We start from the raw sequence: 15,709 nt of genomic DNA, 5'->3' as shown, positions 1-15,709 counted from the left end.
CCGGGCACTGTTCCGTGCCGCCGCCGAGGCGTCATCCGGCCTCGGCCGATGGGGACCTCACCGCTGATCGGCGGTGGCCGCGCCGCCGGGACCGCCATCACGGCCGGTCGGGAAAGGCGCTCGCCCAGGTTCCGTTCCATCGATATGATTTTGAACGTATCATCGATACGGTTCCAGCGCTACCAAAATTTAGATATCATTGGAACGTGACGGCGGAGACGGTGCAGACATCGATGGGGACCACCCGGGAACGGCTGCTGCGCGCGGCGGCGGACCTGTTGACCAGCGGAGGCCGGGAGGCGGTGTCGACGCGGGCGGTGAGCGCCGCGGCCGGAGTGCGGGCGCCGACGCTGTACCGGCTGTTCGGCGACAAGGAAGGCCTGCTCGACGCGGTCGTGGCCTATGGCTTCGAGGAGTATCTCACCGGCAAAAAAGCCTTGGACGTCACCGATGACCCCCTGGCCGATCTGAGTCGCGCCTGGGGCCTGCACGTGGGCTTCGGCCTGTCGAAGCCGGCCTTCTACATACTGATGTACGGCGAGGCCCGCTCCGGTGAAGGACTGGCGGGCCGGGAGGCCATCGTCATGCTGCACCGGCTCATCGCGCGGGTGGCGGCGGCCGGCCAGTTGCGAATGAGCGTGGAGCGGGCCGTGCAACTTGTGCACGCCACCGCGGTGGGGGTCGTCCTGTCACTGCTCGCGACCCCGCCCGCGGAGCGGGACCTCGAACTGTCGACGATCGCCCGCGACCATGTGCTGCGCACGATCACGACCGGCGACGGACCTGATCCCGCGTCGGCGACCGGCGTCCCGAACCGCGCCGTCGCGCTGCGGGAGGCGCTGCGTCACGACGGCACCGACACCCTGACGGCCAACGAGCGCGCGCTGCTGGCCGACTGGCTCGACCGCATGGCCGACGCGCCCAGCACGACCCCGGTCAGGGCCGAGCCTGACGGCGCGCGGTGAGGCCGTAACCGAGGGACCTCACGGCGTGCCGGTCCGCTACGGCTCGCCGGGCGCGACGACGGTGATCCCGCTGCTCAGCCGATCTTCTTGACCAGCAGTTCGAGCTCCAGTCCTTCGCGGGTCGGCACGCCGACGCTCTCGTCGTCATACGGGAACGGGATCATCTGGCCGGTGCGGGCGTAGCCGCGGCGCACGTACCAGGCCACGAGCTCCTCGCGGGCCGAGATCACCGTCATCTGCATCTCGTCCAGGCCCCACTCGTCGCGGGCGAAGCGCTCGGCCTCGGCGAGGACCGCCCTGCCGAAGCCGCCGCCCTGCAGCGTGGGACGTACGGCGAACATTCCGAAGTACGCGTGCTCGCGCCTGCTCTGGATCTGGCAGCAGGCGACGACCTCACCGTCCGCCTCCATGACCACCACCAGGCCGTCCGGCTCCTCGACCGCCGCGGCCACACTCCCGGCGTCCGTCCGCTGCCCGTGCAGCAGATCGGCCTCGCTCGTCCAGCCGGCTCGGCTCGACTCCCCGCGATATGCCGAATCGATCAGGGCCACCAGCGCGGGAACGTCGGCGATGGTGGCGATACGAAAGATCGGCTCCGTGATCCGGGCGGTGGTGTCCATGGGAATGGTCCTCTCGACGGATGACAAGGTGATGTGATCGTCAGGGCTTAGTGGGATCTACAGCATCAGGAAACGGTACATTACCGGACATTTTTTCGGGGTGTCCGACCCAAAGGGCGGATCCGGCCTGACGATACGCGGCCTGATCGGCGCCTTGACGGGGGCGCTGCCTGAGCGTCTGTCCGGGGTCGCCGACCCCGGGCGGCCCGTTCACGCCGCGCCGCACTCGCTCGCGGTGGAGGGAGACGGTCGGCTTCTCCGAAGCGTGACGGGTGCAGAATCACAGCCGGGGGGCTGTCATGCGGACGCCCGCCGCAGGGAGCCTCTGCTCCGTACGGCGGGCGTCGTCTCGGGGTCGGCCCGGTGACTCCCGTGGCCGGCCTGGTCGCTCGCGACCATCATGCGATCTTTTACCAGCCGGCGTGGGAGCTGTAGAGCTGGCCGCGCACCGCACCGTCGGGGAACTCGGAGGTGTGCAGGTTGGTGTACCAGTTCTTCGGGTTCTTCTTGATCCCACCGGCGACGCTGGACTTCACCGACGCGGAGCCGGCGATTCCCGTGACGCCCTTGGGCAGGCCGTTCGAGTCGGCGAACAGGTCAACCGCGACGGGGCCGTTGACGCCCTTCTTGCCGCTGTGGATGTGGCCGTTGGTGGGAGCGGCGATCCTGTCCCAGATGGTGGCGTAGTACAGCTTGGATCCGCGGATGCCGACGATCCACTCGGCGCTGCCGTTCTTGTCGCCGACCTTCTTGCCGGGCGAGGGCACCTCGTTCTTGCCGTTGGCCAGGGCGTGGAACGAGGCGTGCGTGTCCTGGGCGAGGATCGCGGCCAGCTGGATCGGGCGGATCTTGCGCAGCTGGGCGCGCACGGCGCCGCCGGGGAACTCGCCGGTGTGCACGTTGAAGTACCAGTTGCTCGGGTTCCTCTTGATCCCGGACACGGTGCCGCCGTCGGCCTTGACGGTGCCGGCGAGGGCCTTCGCGCTGCCGGGCAGTGCCTCCATGAAGAAGGGGACCTTGACGTCGCCGTTCTTACCGGCCTTGCCGCTGTGGATGTGGAACGCGGTGGGGGTGGCGATGCCATCCCACCGTACGGCGTAGGAGATCTCGTTGCCGTGGATACGGATCACGGCGTAGGCGTCGCCGTTCTTGTCGCCGACCTTCGGGCCGCCCTTGACGGGCACCTCGTTCCTGCCGACAAGGGTGGCGGCGTAGTAGCTGTCCGCGGTGCTCGCGGTGGCGGTCTGCGCGGCGTCAGCGGACGTCGAGACGGACGCGGACGCGGCCGGTGCCAGGGCGGCGGCGGCCACGACGGTGACGAGGGCCACGCCGGGGAGTGCGACGGTGGGCTTGAACATGGATCTACCTCTCATTGACGTGCGGAATAGGTAAAGCCGTCAGGCTTTCCGCACGTTATACGGGGTGAGAGGCCATACCGGTTCAATTCGGGAATCCGTAAAATTACACACTGCCGAACGGTCATAAATGTGCCCTCCCACTGAATGGGAGGGCTATGATGGCCGCTCAAATTTTTACAGTGAGTAACGTTTTTCCGCTGGTCGTGCTCACCTCGAAGTGGTCGATATCCCCGGATGAGAGTGCTGTTCCCCCGTGCACGTAGAGCGCTCTGGGAGAGCCGGGGACCCCGTATCCCTTTGCCGGCACCGCCCATCCGGTGACGGTCCGCCTCTCGCCGGTCTTGGAGACGGCGACCAGCTCGCACTCCAGGGGACCCTTGACGCCCTTGAGTTCGAGAGCCGCGTGGGTGCCCCAGCCCTTCGCCTCCAGCACCAGGCCGCCGGAGACGCCGTCGGCGCCCGTCCCCGCGATCGGCGTGCCCTCCTCGAAGGACTCCTGCGCGGGGCTGTGTGTGGAGTGGGCGATTGGAGCGGTCCCTTCGCCGCCCGAGATCACGGAGCCCACCGTGATCCCACCGGCCACCAGGGTGACGGCGGCGGCGGCGCCGATGACGAACGTCCCCCTGCGGGCGCGCCGGTCAGCGGCCTTCTTCCGCCGGAGCAGGTCGATCACCTCTGCGTGAGGGACCCCGCCGGTGTGTTCGTTCTTCTGGTCCTTCTCGTCCTCGACGGGGTCGATGCCGGCGAGCACATTCGCCATGCCGGACAACTCGGTCAGCTCCGCCGTACAGGAGGGGCAGTCCGCGAGGTGCGCGGAGAAGGCCCGCCGGTCGTCCTCCTCAAGGAGTCCCAGGGCGTAGGCGCCCACGTCGGTGTGTTCGACCTCCGGGGTCATGCCGTCACCCCCCGCTCCTCCAGCGCGACGCGAAGAGCGCGAAGGGCGTAGTAGACCCGTGACTTCACGGTGCCCACGGGAATGCCGAGCAGCTCGGCGGCCTCGTTCACCGACCGGTCACGGAGGATCGTCTCGTTCAGGATCTCGCGGTGGGCGGGGGACAACGACGTGAGCGCGTCCGACACGACGACCTGATGGAGGAGGCCCTCCATCTGATCGGGCATAGGCACACTCTCCAGAGGTCCCTCATCCGCCTCGTGGGGACGCACATCCCTGCGGCGCTGGTCGTCGATCACGATACGTCTGGCCACCGTCGCCAGCCAGGGCATCAGGGAGGGAGCCTCGGAGTCGAACTGGTCCGCGCTTCGCCATGCCCTGAGCATGGTCTCCTGCACCACGTCCTCGGCCCACTGCACATCGCCCCACGTAAGCCGTACGACGAAGGCGAGCAGCGGCCGGTGGTACTCGCGATACAGCTCGGAGACGATCAGCTCGTCGTTCGAGTTGTCGACCGGGCTCAGGTGACGGAGCCAGCTCCGTCGCCCACCCGGTTTGCGGGAGGCGTTCACAATAGGTCTGGCTCCGAGGGGATCGGCCGGCAGAGGAGGACAGGTGCTCTGTCTCATCATGGCCCGCATCCCTCGGTCCGCGCGAACGCGCGGTCGTCCTGATTGTGAACTTGGATCTTATCCGCACGCTGAATCGCCGCGTGGCTCGCAATTGCGACAAACCGGACATATTTCACAACTTTGCGGCCACGGCTCGCAGCGTCACGGCTGCGTGTGCTGTTCACGGCCTCACGGCCACAGTCCGCGGCCTCACGGGCACGGTTGCCGTTCATGACCTCGCGGCCACGGGTGCTGGGCGGGGATTCCACGGTGGGTACGGTGCCGGCCGGAACCGCTTGCCCCCAGATGTTCATGGTCACCCCTCTCGTCCCCGCGTCGGCGGCCGGGCGATTCCGCCTTCGGCAGTCAGTACGGGGCGGGAACCGAGGAGGGTTCAACAAATCTCAGGGAATTTTCGATGACCTGGGGAAACCTTCGAAGAAGGAGGATCTCTCCCGGACGTCTTCCCGGATGTGAGCCCCCGGAAAGTGGCCCCGGCAGCCTCCGGAAAACGGCTCCGGCGGCTCTCGGAAGCGGGCTCCGGCAGGCAGGTTCGCAGCCCTGACCCGCGAGAATCCCGTCGGTTCGGTGGGGAGATCCCGCGATCAGACGGCGGGTGGCCGTGGGGGGGTGAGGTGGCTGTCCTTGAACCCCGCCGGTCCGGCGGGGTGAGACTCCCGCGATCAGATGATCGGGCGGAAGTGGGTGGTGAGGCGGCCGTCCTCGAAGACGTGCATGGCGATCTGGGGCGGCAGGCCGAAGTCGACGGGGGACGGTGAGGCGAGCTCCGGAGTGAGCATCAGGGTGGAGATGACGCCGGGGGCGACGACCAGCGGCAGGCCCGCGAAAGTGGTGCTCGCCGCGGTGTGGGCGTGGCCGGTGACAACGGCCGCCACCTGCGGGTGCCGCCGCAGGACCTCCTCCAGTCGCTCCGGGTTCCGCAGCCTGATCTCGTCCACGTAGGGGATTCCGAGGGTCACCGGCGGATGGTGCATGCCCACGAGGGCCGGGGTGCCCGGGGACTCGGCGAGCAGGGCCTCCAGCCAGGCGATCGTCTCGTCCTCCAGGAAGCCCTCGGGCCGCCCGGGGACGCTGGAGTCGCACAGGGCGACGGTGAGGCCGTCGAGCCGGAGGACCTGGTTGACCGGGCCGTCGCCGTCCTGGTCGAGAAGGACCTTCCTGAACGCCTGGCGGACGTCGTGGTTGCCCGGGCAGATCACCGTCGGATAGCGGGAGGCCAGCAGCTCGCGCGCGGTCTCGTACTCCTCGGCCAGGCCGTTGTCGGCGATGTCCCCGGTCACGATGACCGCGTCCAGGGGGCCGGGCAGGCTGTCCAGGTGCCGCATGACGGCTCGGGTCCTGTCGATGCTGCGGGGGGAGTCGTCGAGATGGGTGTCGCTCACATGAGCCAGTGTCAGCATCGTCCAAGCGTGGCACACGCGGATCACTCCCACCGGAACAGCCGCGAGGCCGCCACCCCGGTGATCAGTACGGTGGCCGCCATGACCACCAGGTGCAGCGGCTGCGGCGCGTGACCCGCCCAGGTCGCGCGGAGCGCGTCGCCGAAAGGAGCCATCGGCAGGAAGTCGCCGATCCGCTGGAGGAGTTCGGGCATCGTCTCCCGGGGGGTCCACATGCCGGATACGTAGAGCAGCGGGAACATCAGCAGCGAGCCGATGGCGGGCGCGACCTTGGCGTTGGGCGCCACGGCGGCGATCAGCAGTCCCAGGCCGAACATCGACGCGGTGCCGAGCACGAACACCCCCGTGAACGCCAGGGCGTTCTTCGGCAGGGCCGAGCCGAGGACGAGCCGGCCCAAGGCGATGAGAAGGGCCGTGGCGACGACCGCCATCGCCAGGTTGTTCACGACCTGGGCGACCAGCAGCCGGACCGGTCTGATCGGGGTGGTGGACAGCCGGCGCAGCACGCCGTTCTCCCGATAGGTCACCAACGTGGCGGGAAGTATGGTCAGCGCCATCGTCACCACGGACAGGAGCACCATCATGCTGGGGAACTGGGTGTCGATCATCCGCTCCCCGCCCAGCTCGGGAATGGTCTCCTGGAGCCCGGAGGTGCTGCCCAGCCCGAGCAGGAGCGCCAGGGGGAGCAGGATCGCGAAGATCGGACCGCCCGGCTCCCGGAGGAGGAGCTTGGCCTCGATCAAGAGCATCTTGTTCATCTGAGTCCTTCTGGTGCGAAGGCCCCGGGCTTCGGCCCGGGGCGGAGGTCAGGCGGAGATCTGCTTGCCGGTGAGGGCGAGGAAGGCGTCGTCGAGGGTCGCCTGCTCCATCCGCAGGTCGGCGGGGACGACGCCGACGGAGGTCAGGGCAGTGGCGATCGCCAGGAGCAGGTTGCCGGTGCCGGTGACCGTGACCTGCTCGCCGGTGCGGCTCACCCCGGTCACCTCCGCCAGGTTCCTGAGCACCGCGTCGTCGAACGAGCGGGAGCGCCGGAACGTGACGGTCTGCTGCCGGTCGATCATCGCGATCAGCCCCGGCGGGCTGTCGACGGCGACCACCCGGCCGGAGTCGATCAGGGCGAGCCGGTCGCAGAGCCGTTCGGCCTCCTCCATGAAGTGGGTGACCAGCACGATCGTCACCCCGTCCTCGCGGATCTGCTCGATGAGGTTCCAGGTGTCCCGGCGGGCCTGCGGGTCCAGGCCGGTGGTCAGCTCGTCCAGGATCGCCACGCGGGGATTGCCGATCAGGGCCAGGGCGATGGAGAGCCGCTGCTGCTGACCGCCGGAGAGCTTGCCGTAGGGGGTGTTCCGCTTGTCGGCGAGCCCCACCCGCTCCAGCAGCGTGACCCAGTTCGCGGGGACCCGGTAGAAGGAGGCATAGAGGTCGAGCGCCTCCCAGACCTTGATCTTTCCTGGGAGTATGGAGCTCTGGAGCTGGATGCCGAGCTGGTTCTTGAGCTTCGTGCCGCTGAGGCCGCCGAGCACCCTGACGGTGCCGGAGTCGGGGGTGCGCAGGCCGGCGACGCACTCGACGGTGGTCGTCTTGCCGGCGCCGTTGGGGCCGAGAACGCCGAAGATCTCGCCCTCCTCGACGGTGAACGACACGTCGTCCACCGCGAGCTGGTCACGGTACTGCTTGCGGAGGTTGCTGACCTCGATGACCTTCATGTTCAACGACGGTAGGAGCCGCGCCGCCGCCGGAGAATCCACCTGGGCACCCGGCAGGGGTGTAGTTACCTCCACTGCGGTACGGCACCCAGCGACACTGGGCGCATCCGGTCCGATCGTCGAAACTGATGGGCATGAGGAAACACGCGACGACGATCGGACGGGCCCTCGCCCTGGGGATGCTCGCCCTGTCGGACGTCGTCCTGGTGACACTGGCCGCGGTGGCCCTGGCACTGAGCTTCGGGCTGGGGATGATCTTCCTGTTCCCCCCGATGGCCTGGCTGATCAGATACCGTACGAGGCTCGCAAGAAGGCTGAACGGCACCCTGCTCGGTGTCGAAACGCAGGCCCCGTACCGGCCGGAGCCGCTGCCGACCCGGCCCCAGGCCGACGGCTGGTACCGCCACGAGCGCCGGCTCTACAAGACACCGCGATGGCCCGACTGGAACAAGCGCTGGCTGTGGATGTTCAGCGACCCGGCCACCTGGCGGGACGGGCTCTGGCTGCTCCTGAACCCGGTGGTCGGCGGGACGCTCCTGCTGCTGCCCTTCGCTGTGATCGGATACTGCCTGGTGACACCGTGGCAGTCGAACCCGGTCGCCATGTCCCTGGGGCTGGGCGCCGCGATCGCCGCGGTGGCCGCGATGCCCTGGTCGCTGCGGGGGTACGGACGGTGGAACCACCTGTTGCTGGCGCCCACGGCGAGGTCCGTGCTGGCCAACCGGGTCCAGCGGCTCGACCAGGTTCGCATGGACGCGGTCGACTCCCAGGCGGCCGAGCTGCGGCGGATCGAGCGCGACCTGCACGACGGGGCACAGGCGAGGCTCGTCGCCATGGGCATGACCCTCGGCGCGGTCGAGGAGCTGATGGAGAAGGATCCGCTGGCGGCGAAGGCGCTGCTGGGCAAGGTCAGGGAGGCCTCGTCCACGGCGCTCACCGAGCTGCGCGGGCTGGTCAGGGGCATCCATCCGCCGGTCCTGGCCGAGCGCGGCCTCGGCGACGCCGTACGGGCCCTCGCGCTGGACAGCCCGCTGAAGGTCACGGTCACCGTCGATCTGAACGCGCGTCCGGAGTCGCCGGTGGAGTCGGCCGCCTACTTCTCGATCAGCGAGTTGCTCGCCAACGCGGCCCGCCACGGTGGCGCGGACCGCGTGTGGATCGACATCAGCGGCCATGACCGGGCGCTGCGCGTCACGGTCACCGACGACGGCTCCGGCGGCGCCGACCCCTCCCTGGGCAGTGGCCTGCGCGGCATCGAGAGGAGGCTGGTGGCCTTCGACGGGGTGCTCGCGGTCAGCAGCCCGCCGGGCGGCCCGACCACGGCGACGTTCGACCTGCCGACCGCGCTGCTCATCGGGGGCGACGAGGACAAGAAGCCGAAACTGCCCCTCTGGAAGAGCATCATCGTCGGGATCGGCTGGGGCATCGGCTGGCTTCCCCTCTTCCCGCAGGGGCTGGTCACGATGGTCGCGAAGCTTGCCGGCCAGCAGGATTTCAGCTGGTTCTACGCGCTCTACCTGCCCGAGCCGTGGCAGTGGCCGGCGATCATCTTCAATATCGTCCTCGGCGTCTCCCTGTACGCCACGGCCCTGCTGATCCCCATACGGCACTCGCATCAGCGCTGGATGGCGGAGGCCACCCCGTCCCGCCTATGGTTCTGCAGGTGAGCCTCAGAGTCGTCATCGCCGAAGACCTCTATCTGCTGCGAGAAGGCCTGGTCCATCTGCTGCAGGCACACGACTTCGAGGTCGTCGCGGCCGTCGAGTCCGGGCCCGAGCTGCTGAACGCGCTGATGGAGAAGCGGCCCGACGTGGCCGTGGTGGACGTACGGCTTCCGCCGACGTTCACCGACGAAGGGCTCCAGGCGGCGCTGGCCGCACGCAAGGCGGTCCCCGGGCTGCCGGTGCTCGTGCTCTCCCAGCACGTCGAGCAGCTCTACGCACGAGAGCTCCTGGCCGACGGCTCCGGGGCGATCGGCTATCTCCTCAAGGACCGCGTCTTCAACGCCGAGCAGTTCGTCGACGCGGTCCGCAGGGTCGCCGGGGGCGGCACCGCGATGGACCCCGAGGTGATCGCCAAGCTCCTGGTGAGCACCGCCAGGCACGAGCCGCTCGCCGCGCTGACGCCGCGCGAGCGCGAGGTGCTGGAGCTGATGGCCGAAGGCCGTTCCAACGCGGCCATCTCCCAGCGACTCTTCCTCAGCGAGAGCGCGGTCGGCAAGCACACGGCCAGCATCTTCGGCAAGCTCGACCTCGTCCCCTCCGACGACGACAACCGCCGCGTCCTCGCCGTCCTCACCTACCTCAACGCCGCCCGCGGCTAGCGCCGGAGCCGGCCCGCGAGGTCGTGCCCCCGCCTTCGAGGCCGAGGCCGAAAATCCTCGAGGTCGGCGCTGGACACCGGCCCGCAGGGCTCTGTCCTCGCCCGCCTCGATCCCGCCCGGGGCCGGGCCGAAACCGCCCACGAGGACGCGTTCGCGCCGGGGATGTGTGGCTGTCTGACGTTCTGTCGGTCAGACCGGCTAACGTCTGTTGGAATACGGTTCCCGCATGTGGTGATGCCGTTCAGGACGAAGGGATGATCAGGTGAAGTTCCGGGTTAACCGTGATGTCCTGGCCGACGCTGTGGCCTGGGCCGCCCGGGTGCTGCCGAGCCGCCCGGCCATGCCTGTGCTCTCCGGCCTGCTCCTGGAGGCCGACGACGGTCTCGTGCTGTCGGCCTTCGACTACGACGTCTCGGCCAGAGCCTCGATCGAGGCGGATGTGGCCGAGCCCGGCCGGGTGCTGATCCCGGGCCGGATCCTCGCCGAGATCACCCGCAGCCTGCCCGCCGAGGTGGTGGAGATCGTCACCAGCGGCTCCGAGGCGGTGCTGACCTGCGGAAGCGCGGAGTTCGGCCTGCTCACCATGCCGGTGGAAGACTTTCCGACCCTGCCCACGATGCCGCCCAGGATCGGTGCCATCGGCGGTGGGATCTTCGCGAGCGCGGTCGGCCAGGTGGCTCCGGCGGCCAGCCGTGACGAGACGCTCCCCATGCTGACCGGCATCCGGGTCGACATCTCCGGCGAGACCGTGACCATGGCCACCACCGACCGTTATCGCATCGCGGCCAGGGAGTTCGGCTGGCGTCCCGAGCAGCCCGAGATAACGGCCGCCGCCATGGTGCCCGCGCGGGTGCTGGTGGAGGTGGCCAGGTCGCTGCGCGGTGGCGAGGTGTCGATGGCGCTGGGCGAGGGTGTCGCCGGGTTCGAGAGCGTCGGCCGGAGCACCACGGTCCGGCTGCTCGACGAGCAGTTCATCGACTACCGCGCGCGGCTGACCGACGACTGGTCGATCCGGGCCGACCTGCACGTGGCGCCGTTCGTCGAGGCGATCAAGCGGGTCGCGCTGGTCGGCGAGCGCAACACCCCGATCCGGCTGTCGTTCAGCCAGGGCCAGGTGCTCATCCAGGCGGGCGGCGGCGATCTCGGCCGCGGCACCGAGACGGTGGACGCCGAGCTGTCCGGTGACGACATCCAGATCGCCTTCCAGTCCCAGTTCCTGCTGGACGGCCTGAGCGGGATCGAGACCGAGCTCGTCCGGCTCAACATGGAGTCCCCGAGCCGTCCGGCCCTCGTCGCCGAGGTTCCCGGTGACGCCGACCCCGCCTTCCGCTATCTCGTGATGTCCCTGCGCCTGCCCTGAGAGTCCCCGCTCCCCTGGGGGCAGAGCATCAAAAGAATCCGGCAGGACATTGAAAGGGCCTCACCCCCCGCGGGGGGTGAGGCCCTTTCAATGAGAAACGAATGCTCTAGACCGAGAGCTCCTGCGCATCGGTCAGGGCGATCAGAATGTGCTCCATGCACGCGTGACCGGCGTGTTCGGCCGCCGCGGCGTCGCCGGCCGCGATCGCACGGGCGATGGCCTCGTGGGGAATGTAGGTGCTGTTGAGCGAGGTGCCCGCCGCGGTGATGCTGGCGCGCAGAGCGGCGGAGAAGTCCTCGTAGAGGTCGATCAGGACCAGGTTGTGTGTGGCGTGGACGACCGCGATGTGGAAGGCGAGGTCGGCCTCGACGAACGCGTTGGGCTCGCCGCGCTCCCAGGCCCGCTCTCGTTCGGCCAGGGCGGCCTCGATCCGGACGATGTCGTCATCGGTGCGCCTGGTCGCGGCGAGCCGAGCGGCTTCCACTTCCAGCGCGCGCCGTACTTCCAGGATCTCCAGCTGCTCGGCGGTGCGCAGCCGCCGCAGCATGGCCCCGGAGAGCTCGCTCGTGGCACGGACGTATGTCCCGTCGCCCTGGCGGCATTCGAGCAGACCCGCATGGGTGAGCGCACGCACCGCCTCACGGACGGTGTTGCGGCCCACTCCGAGCTGTTCGGCCAGCACGGTCTCGGTCGGGATTTTCGCGTGCATCTGCCAGGAGTTCGAAGTGATCTGCTCTTTGAGCTGATCGATCACTTGGTCGACGAGGGATGCGCGCTGCGCCGTACGCAGACTCACAGTCCGCCTCCTCCGGAGAAACCAATCATCCTACGATTCAATGACTGGTAGACCCTAAATATTCCGGAGGAGCAAAAACAAATTTGGAACTCCAGAAGCCGGGGTGTTTTACCGGACCAGTGCTGAATCGACCGTCACGCCAACCATCGCACCGCGCACTCCGGCAGCTTCAAGCGCCCTGCGATATGCGCTCATCTGCTCGTCACCCGCACCGATCCGACCGTACAGATCACCCAGTTCGCGCCAGACCCGCGCTACCTCCCGGTCGGGGCCGGAGAGGTCGTACGGCTGATCGCCGAGGACTTCCCTGGCACTCTGCAGGATGGCCGCGACATTCGTGTCGCCACGCGTGAGCGCGACCTCGGCGAGGACCAGATGTGCGGTCGCCCCGAAGGCGGTGCCCGGCTGGTCCCTCAGCACGTCGAGGGCGGACCCGGCCAGGTTGGCCGCGCCTTCCGCGTCGCCGCTCCTGAGCCGGACGTAGGCGAGCACGACGTGGCTCTTGGCGTGCTCGTGAACGTGCTCGGGGAACGCGGTGAAGACCTTGCTCGCGACGGTCGCGAACTCGTGGGCCTCGTCGAGCGACTCGCCGCCGATGGAGGCGGTGAGCCGAGCCCAGTCCATCGCGATCAGGGCGAGCCGGAACGCCATCCGTGCCGGACGGCCGGTCGCGATCGCGTCGTCGGCGAGGTGAACGGCCAGCGCGGAGTCCTCACCCTCGGCGGCGGTGATGCTCGCCTGCCACAGGGCCTGGACCTCGGCGGTGCGGTTGAGCTCGGTCGGGACGCCGTTGACCGACAGGACATGCCGGGCGTAGGACATCGCCTGCGAGTTCGGCTTGCGCGCGGCCTCGCTCTCCACGAGGGACGCGGCCAGGTCCACGGCGATCTCGCCCTGGGCTAGGCCCAGCCGGTTGACCTGTGCGAGCGCGTGAACGGCCAGGTCGTAGGCACGCAGGGTGTCTCCGGCGCGCTGGTAGCAGCGGCTCAGAGCCACCGTCAGCGGCAGGTCCGCCAGACGCTCGGGGTGGGCGGCGGCCTCGCGACGGAGTCGCTCGAACGCTTCCACCGCGGGACCGATCCGACCCTGGGACTCCAGGGACCGGGCTCGGCCGAGCCGCGCGTGCGCGGCCAGCATGGCGTTTTCCTCACCGGCGACCTTGACGATCTCGCCGAACCGCTCCGCGGCGACGGCCGGGTCGCCGTGGTACAGCTCCAGCTCCGCGTGGCGCAGGCCCAACTCGGTGTCGATCCGCTGACGCGGTTCGATCCCATGGAGAAGGAACTCGGTGGTACAACCCAGGCGTTCGGCGAGGAGGCGCGCGACCACGGGGGTCGGCGTGCGCTTGCCGGACTCAATGAGGGAGACGTAGCTGTCGGAAAGGTCAGGCCCAGCCAGCTGGGCCTGGGACATGCGCCTACTCAACCGCAGTCCGCGGACGCGGTCACCGATGGTTCCCTGACTCGGCATCTGATCTCTCAGGGCGGGGGATGGTCAATATGTTCTCGCCATGATTGCATGAAGCAGTCGAATCGGGTAACCCCAGGTGAAAAATCCTCAGACGGAACTCTTGCCAACCCCTATGCCGTAGGGGGATCAATCATCCGAATCGTTGGATCCGGGGAAGAGCATCTGGCAGACCTCCAGGTAGAGGGTCTCCGGATACGGAATGTAGTTGACCCGTGACAGGGCCTGGTCCTGGCCGGCCGACTCCAGCACAAACTCGCCGTATCCCAGCATGCGACCGAGCAGCGAGCGTTGGAAGCTCATGTCGGTCACCTTGCCGAGCGGCATCATGTCGACCTTGCGGGTGATGAGGCCCGTGGTGAGCAGCATGCGCTTGGAGGTGACCACGAAGTAGTCGACCGACCACTCCGCGACCTTCCAGACGAAGCGGATCAACAGCAGGAGCCAGGCCCACCAGACGACGACGAGCGCGCCGCCACCGCCTTCGCCTGCTTGGGAGCCGAACCACTTACTGAGCAGTCCGGCAAGGATCAGGCCGCCGAAGACCTCGGCGACCGGACGAAGCAGCACGGCTGGGTGGCGCCGCACCATGATGACTTGGTGTTCGTGGGGGAGTAGGTAGCGGTTGACCGACGAGGGAGCTGAGTCCCCGTGGGTCACTAGCCTCATGACGACATATGGGAAACGAATTGGGCCATGGAGTCGGCTCCCTTACGTATTCCGTTCATGACGTTCTCCGTAGTGTTCGCGGCATCGTTTGGTCGCGTGAACAGGAAAAACACGACAAAACCGACCCCTGCGTACTTTAGGACCTGCTTAACCTGCATTGCGGTCTCCTTCTACCACTTACCCACTGCACCCGACGTATACATTACCCACGCCAATCGCGAGGTAAAGCGCATCAGCTCATCCGGTCTCGACTTCTTATGGATGCCTGCTCCGGCTGATGTAACCCTCAATCACCTGCGTGATCGCCGCTCGTCACCCTCGTTCGCTCGCGACAAGCGCGAGGACTTCGAGATGCTTGCGGGCGATCCGCTCGACCAGGCCCGGATGGGCATGGCCGGTGACCTCCAGCGCGCCGTAGTGTGCCGCCTCTATGCAGCGGGCCACCGTGGTCGCCGGATGGACCTCGGAGAACTCGTCCCGCAACGCGGCGCTGAAATCCGCGTAGGGGTCTGGCTCCGTGTCCGGGATGCTTCGCTCGCTCATGGTTCTCCCTGGTGTGCGCCCGCGGTCCCTGCGGATCGGGAACACAGAAGAGATGTTGTCGCAACTCTTCGTACCCAGGTAAGCACAGTATGTAACTAGAGATCGCCGGAACGCTCGTCCTTTTGGCGAAAACGTGGGGATAGTGGGTGCTTTAGACGACGCCGTAGAGGCGATCGCCGGCGTCGCCGAGCCCGGGGACGATGTAACCGTTCTCGTTCAGGCGCTCGTCCAGGGCCGCGGTCACCAGGCGGATCGGCTTTCCGCTTCCGGCGAAGACCTTGTCCAGGTGGGCGATTCCCTCCGGGGCGGCCAGCAGGCACAGCGCGGTCACGTCGTCCGCGCCCCGCTCGAAGAGAAACTCGATCGCCGCGGCGAGGGTGCCGCCGGTGGCCAGCATCGGGTCGACCACGTAGACCTGCCGGCCGGAAAGGTCTTCCGGAAGCCGGGTGGCGTACGTCTCCGCCTTCAGCGTGGACTCGTTGCGGACCATCCCGAGGAAGCCGACCTCGGCCGTCGGCAGCAGCCGGGTCATGCCGTCCAGCATGCCCAGACCGGCGCGGAGGATCGGGACCACCAGCGGGTACGGCTGTGCCAGCCGTACGCCCTGGGCCGGGGCGACGGGGGTCTGCACGGTGACCTTGGTGACGCGGACCTGCCGGGTCGCCTCATAGGCGAGCAACGTCACCAGCTCGTCGGCGAGCCGCCTGAAGGTGGGTGAGTCCGTGTTGGCGTCCCGCAGCGCGGTCAGCTTGTGAGCTACGAGTGGATGGTCAACGACCAGGGTCTCCATGGACGCCCACGGTATCCCGGATGGCCGCTCAGGGGATAACGGGCGATTTCTGCCTTGGACTACTGTTCAGGGAACCCTGCGCGACACCTGCGCGACATCGCCCGCTCACTCGGATTTGATCACAATTTGGTAGGAGAGGCCTACGTCCGTGAGCTGCTTCTGAAAGCATTGACATCCGTAGAGAACAC

Annotated in this window: 16 protein-coding genes; 4 read left to right on the top strand and 12 right to left on the bottom strand. The window is 68.1% G+C overall.

Annotated features, from left to right (window positions below; all coding sequences use genetic code 11):
• Positions 1-233 precede the first annotated feature (233 nt).
• Positions 234-965 carry a TetR/AcrR family transcriptional regulator gene (locus tag DKM19_RS46525; protein ID WP_110704984.1) on the top strand — a complete coding sequence of 244 codons (732 nt, stop codon included), beginning with the start codon at positions 234-236 and terminating at the stop codon, positions 963-965.
• Positions 966-1,039: 74 nt separating this feature from the next.
• Here the strand turns inward: DKM19_RS46525 and DKM19_RS46520 are convergent, their stop codons facing one another.
• The 7 genes from DKM19_RS46520 to DKM19_RS46490 all read right to left on the bottom strand — a co-directional run bounded on the left by DKM19_RS46520 (position 1,040) and on the right by DKM19_RS46490 (position 7,573).
• Positions 1,040-1,585 carry a GNAT family N-acetyltransferase gene (locus DKM19_RS46520; protein ID WP_110704983.1) on the bottom strand — a complete coding sequence of 182 codons (546 nt, stop codon included), beginning with the start codon at positions 1,583-1,585 and terminating at the stop codon, positions 1,040-1,042.
• Between the two features lie 410 nt (positions 1,586-1,995).
• Positions 1,996-2,943 (bottom strand): CHRD domain-containing protein, encoded by a 948-nt coding sequence (locus DKM19_RS46515; RefSeq protein ID WP_162642292.1) that lies wholly within the window; start codon positions 2,941-2,943, stop codon positions 1,996-1,998.
• A 166-nt stretch (positions 2,944-3,109) separates the two neighbouring features.
• The gene (locus tag DKM19_RS46510) at positions 3,110-3,838 is read right to left on the bottom strand and encodes an anti-sigma factor (protein WP_110704981.1); all 729 of its coding nucleotides are present in this window, start codon (positions 3,836-3,838) and stop codon (positions 3,110-3,112) included.
• The gene (locus DKM19_RS46505) at positions 3,835-4,326 is read right to left on the bottom strand and encodes a sigma-70 family RNA polymerase sigma factor (RefSeq protein ID WP_239514546.1); all 492 of its coding nucleotides are present in this window, start codon (positions 4,324-4,326) and stop codon (positions 3,835-3,837) included. Before DKM19_RS46505 ends, DKM19_RS46510 begins: the two co-directional genes overlap by 4 nt.
• A gap of 803 nt (positions 4,327-5,129) precedes the next feature.
• A complete protein-coding gene (locus tag DKM19_RS46500) occupies positions 5,130-5,849 on the bottom strand; it encodes a phosphodiesterase (RefSeq protein ID WP_239513966.1) in 720 nt (239 codons plus the stop codon).
• A gap of 41 nt (positions 5,850-5,890) precedes the next feature.
• Positions 5,891-6,625 carry an ABC transporter permease gene (locus DKM19_RS46495; RefSeq protein ID WP_110704979.1) on the bottom strand — a complete coding sequence of 245 codons (735 nt, stop codon included), beginning with the start codon at positions 6,623-6,625 and terminating at the stop codon, positions 5,891-5,893.
• A gap of 48 nt (positions 6,626-6,673) precedes the next feature.
• Complete coding sequence (locus DKM19_RS46490; protein WP_110704978.1) at positions 6,674-7,573, bottom strand: ABC transporter ATP-binding protein; 900 nt, start codon at positions 7,571-7,573, stop codon at positions 6,674-6,676.
• Positions 7,574-7,707: 134 nt separating this feature from the next.
• Here DKM19_RS46490 and DKM19_RS46485 point away from each other — a divergent pair, with 134 nt between their 5' ends.
• The 3 genes from DKM19_RS46485 to dnaN all read left to right on the top strand — a co-directional run bounded on the left by DKM19_RS46485 (position 7,708) and on the right by dnaN (position 11,256).
• On the top strand, positions 7,708-9,240 hold the full coding sequence (locus DKM19_RS46485; RefSeq protein ID WP_110706473.1) for a histidine kinase: 1,533 nt from the start codon (positions 7,708-7,710) through the stop codon (positions 9,238-9,240).
• Positions 9,237-9,896, top strand: a complete 660-nt coding sequence (locus DKM19_RS46480; RefSeq protein ID WP_239513965.1) for a response regulator transcription factor — start codon at positions 9,237-9,239, stop codon at positions 9,894-9,896. Before DKM19_RS46485 ends, DKM19_RS46480 begins: the two co-directional genes overlap by 4 nt.
• A gap of 262 nt (positions 9,897-10,158) precedes the next feature.
• On the top strand, positions 10,159-11,256 hold the full coding sequence (gene dnaN / locus DKM19_RS46475; protein WP_110704976.1) for a DNA polymerase III subunit beta: 1,098 nt from the start codon (positions 10,159-10,161) through the stop codon (positions 11,254-11,256).
• 106 nt (positions 11,257-11,362) lie between these two features.
• Here dnaN and DKM19_RS46470 read toward each other — a convergent pair whose 3' ends face one another.
• The 5 genes from DKM19_RS46470 to upp all read right to left on the bottom strand — a co-directional run bounded on the left by DKM19_RS46470 (position 11,363) and on the right by upp (position 15,521).
• Complete coding sequence (locus DKM19_RS46470) at positions 11,363-12,052, bottom strand: FadR/GntR family transcriptional regulator (protein WP_110704975.1); 690 nt, start codon at positions 12,050-12,052, stop codon at positions 11,363-11,365.
• Between the two features lie 108 nt (positions 12,053-12,160).
• A complete protein-coding gene (locus DKM19_RS46465) occupies positions 12,161-13,522 on the bottom strand; it encodes a helix-turn-helix domain-containing protein (protein WP_110704974.1) in 1,362 nt (453 codons plus the stop codon).
• A gap of 126 nt (positions 13,523-13,648) precedes the next feature.
• Positions 13,649-14,188, bottom strand: coding sequence for a PH domain-containing protein (locus DKM19_RS46460; RefSeq protein ID WP_089209101.1), 540 nt, complete (start codon positions 14,186-14,188; stop codon positions 13,649-13,651).
• Positions 14,189-14,500: 312 nt separating this feature from the next.
• Complete coding sequence (locus DKM19_RS46455; protein ID WP_089209100.1) at positions 14,501-14,731, bottom strand: hypothetical protein; 231 nt, start codon at positions 14,729-14,731, stop codon at positions 14,501-14,503.
• A 151-nt stretch (positions 14,732-14,882) separates the two neighbouring features.
• Positions 14,883-15,521, bottom strand: a complete 639-nt coding sequence (upp, locus tag DKM19_RS46450; protein WP_110704973.1) for a uracil phosphoribosyltransferase — start codon at positions 15,519-15,521, stop codon at positions 14,883-14,885.
• Positions 15,522-15,709: the final 188 nt, after the last annotated feature.

This window comes from Streptosporangium sp. 'caverna', assembly GCF_003203775.1.
Lineage (GTDB): Bacteria > Actinomycetota > Actinomycetes > Streptosporangiales > Streptosporangiaceae > Streptosporangium > Streptosporangium subroseum.
This window is presented reverse-complemented; position numbering and strand designations above follow the sequence as displayed.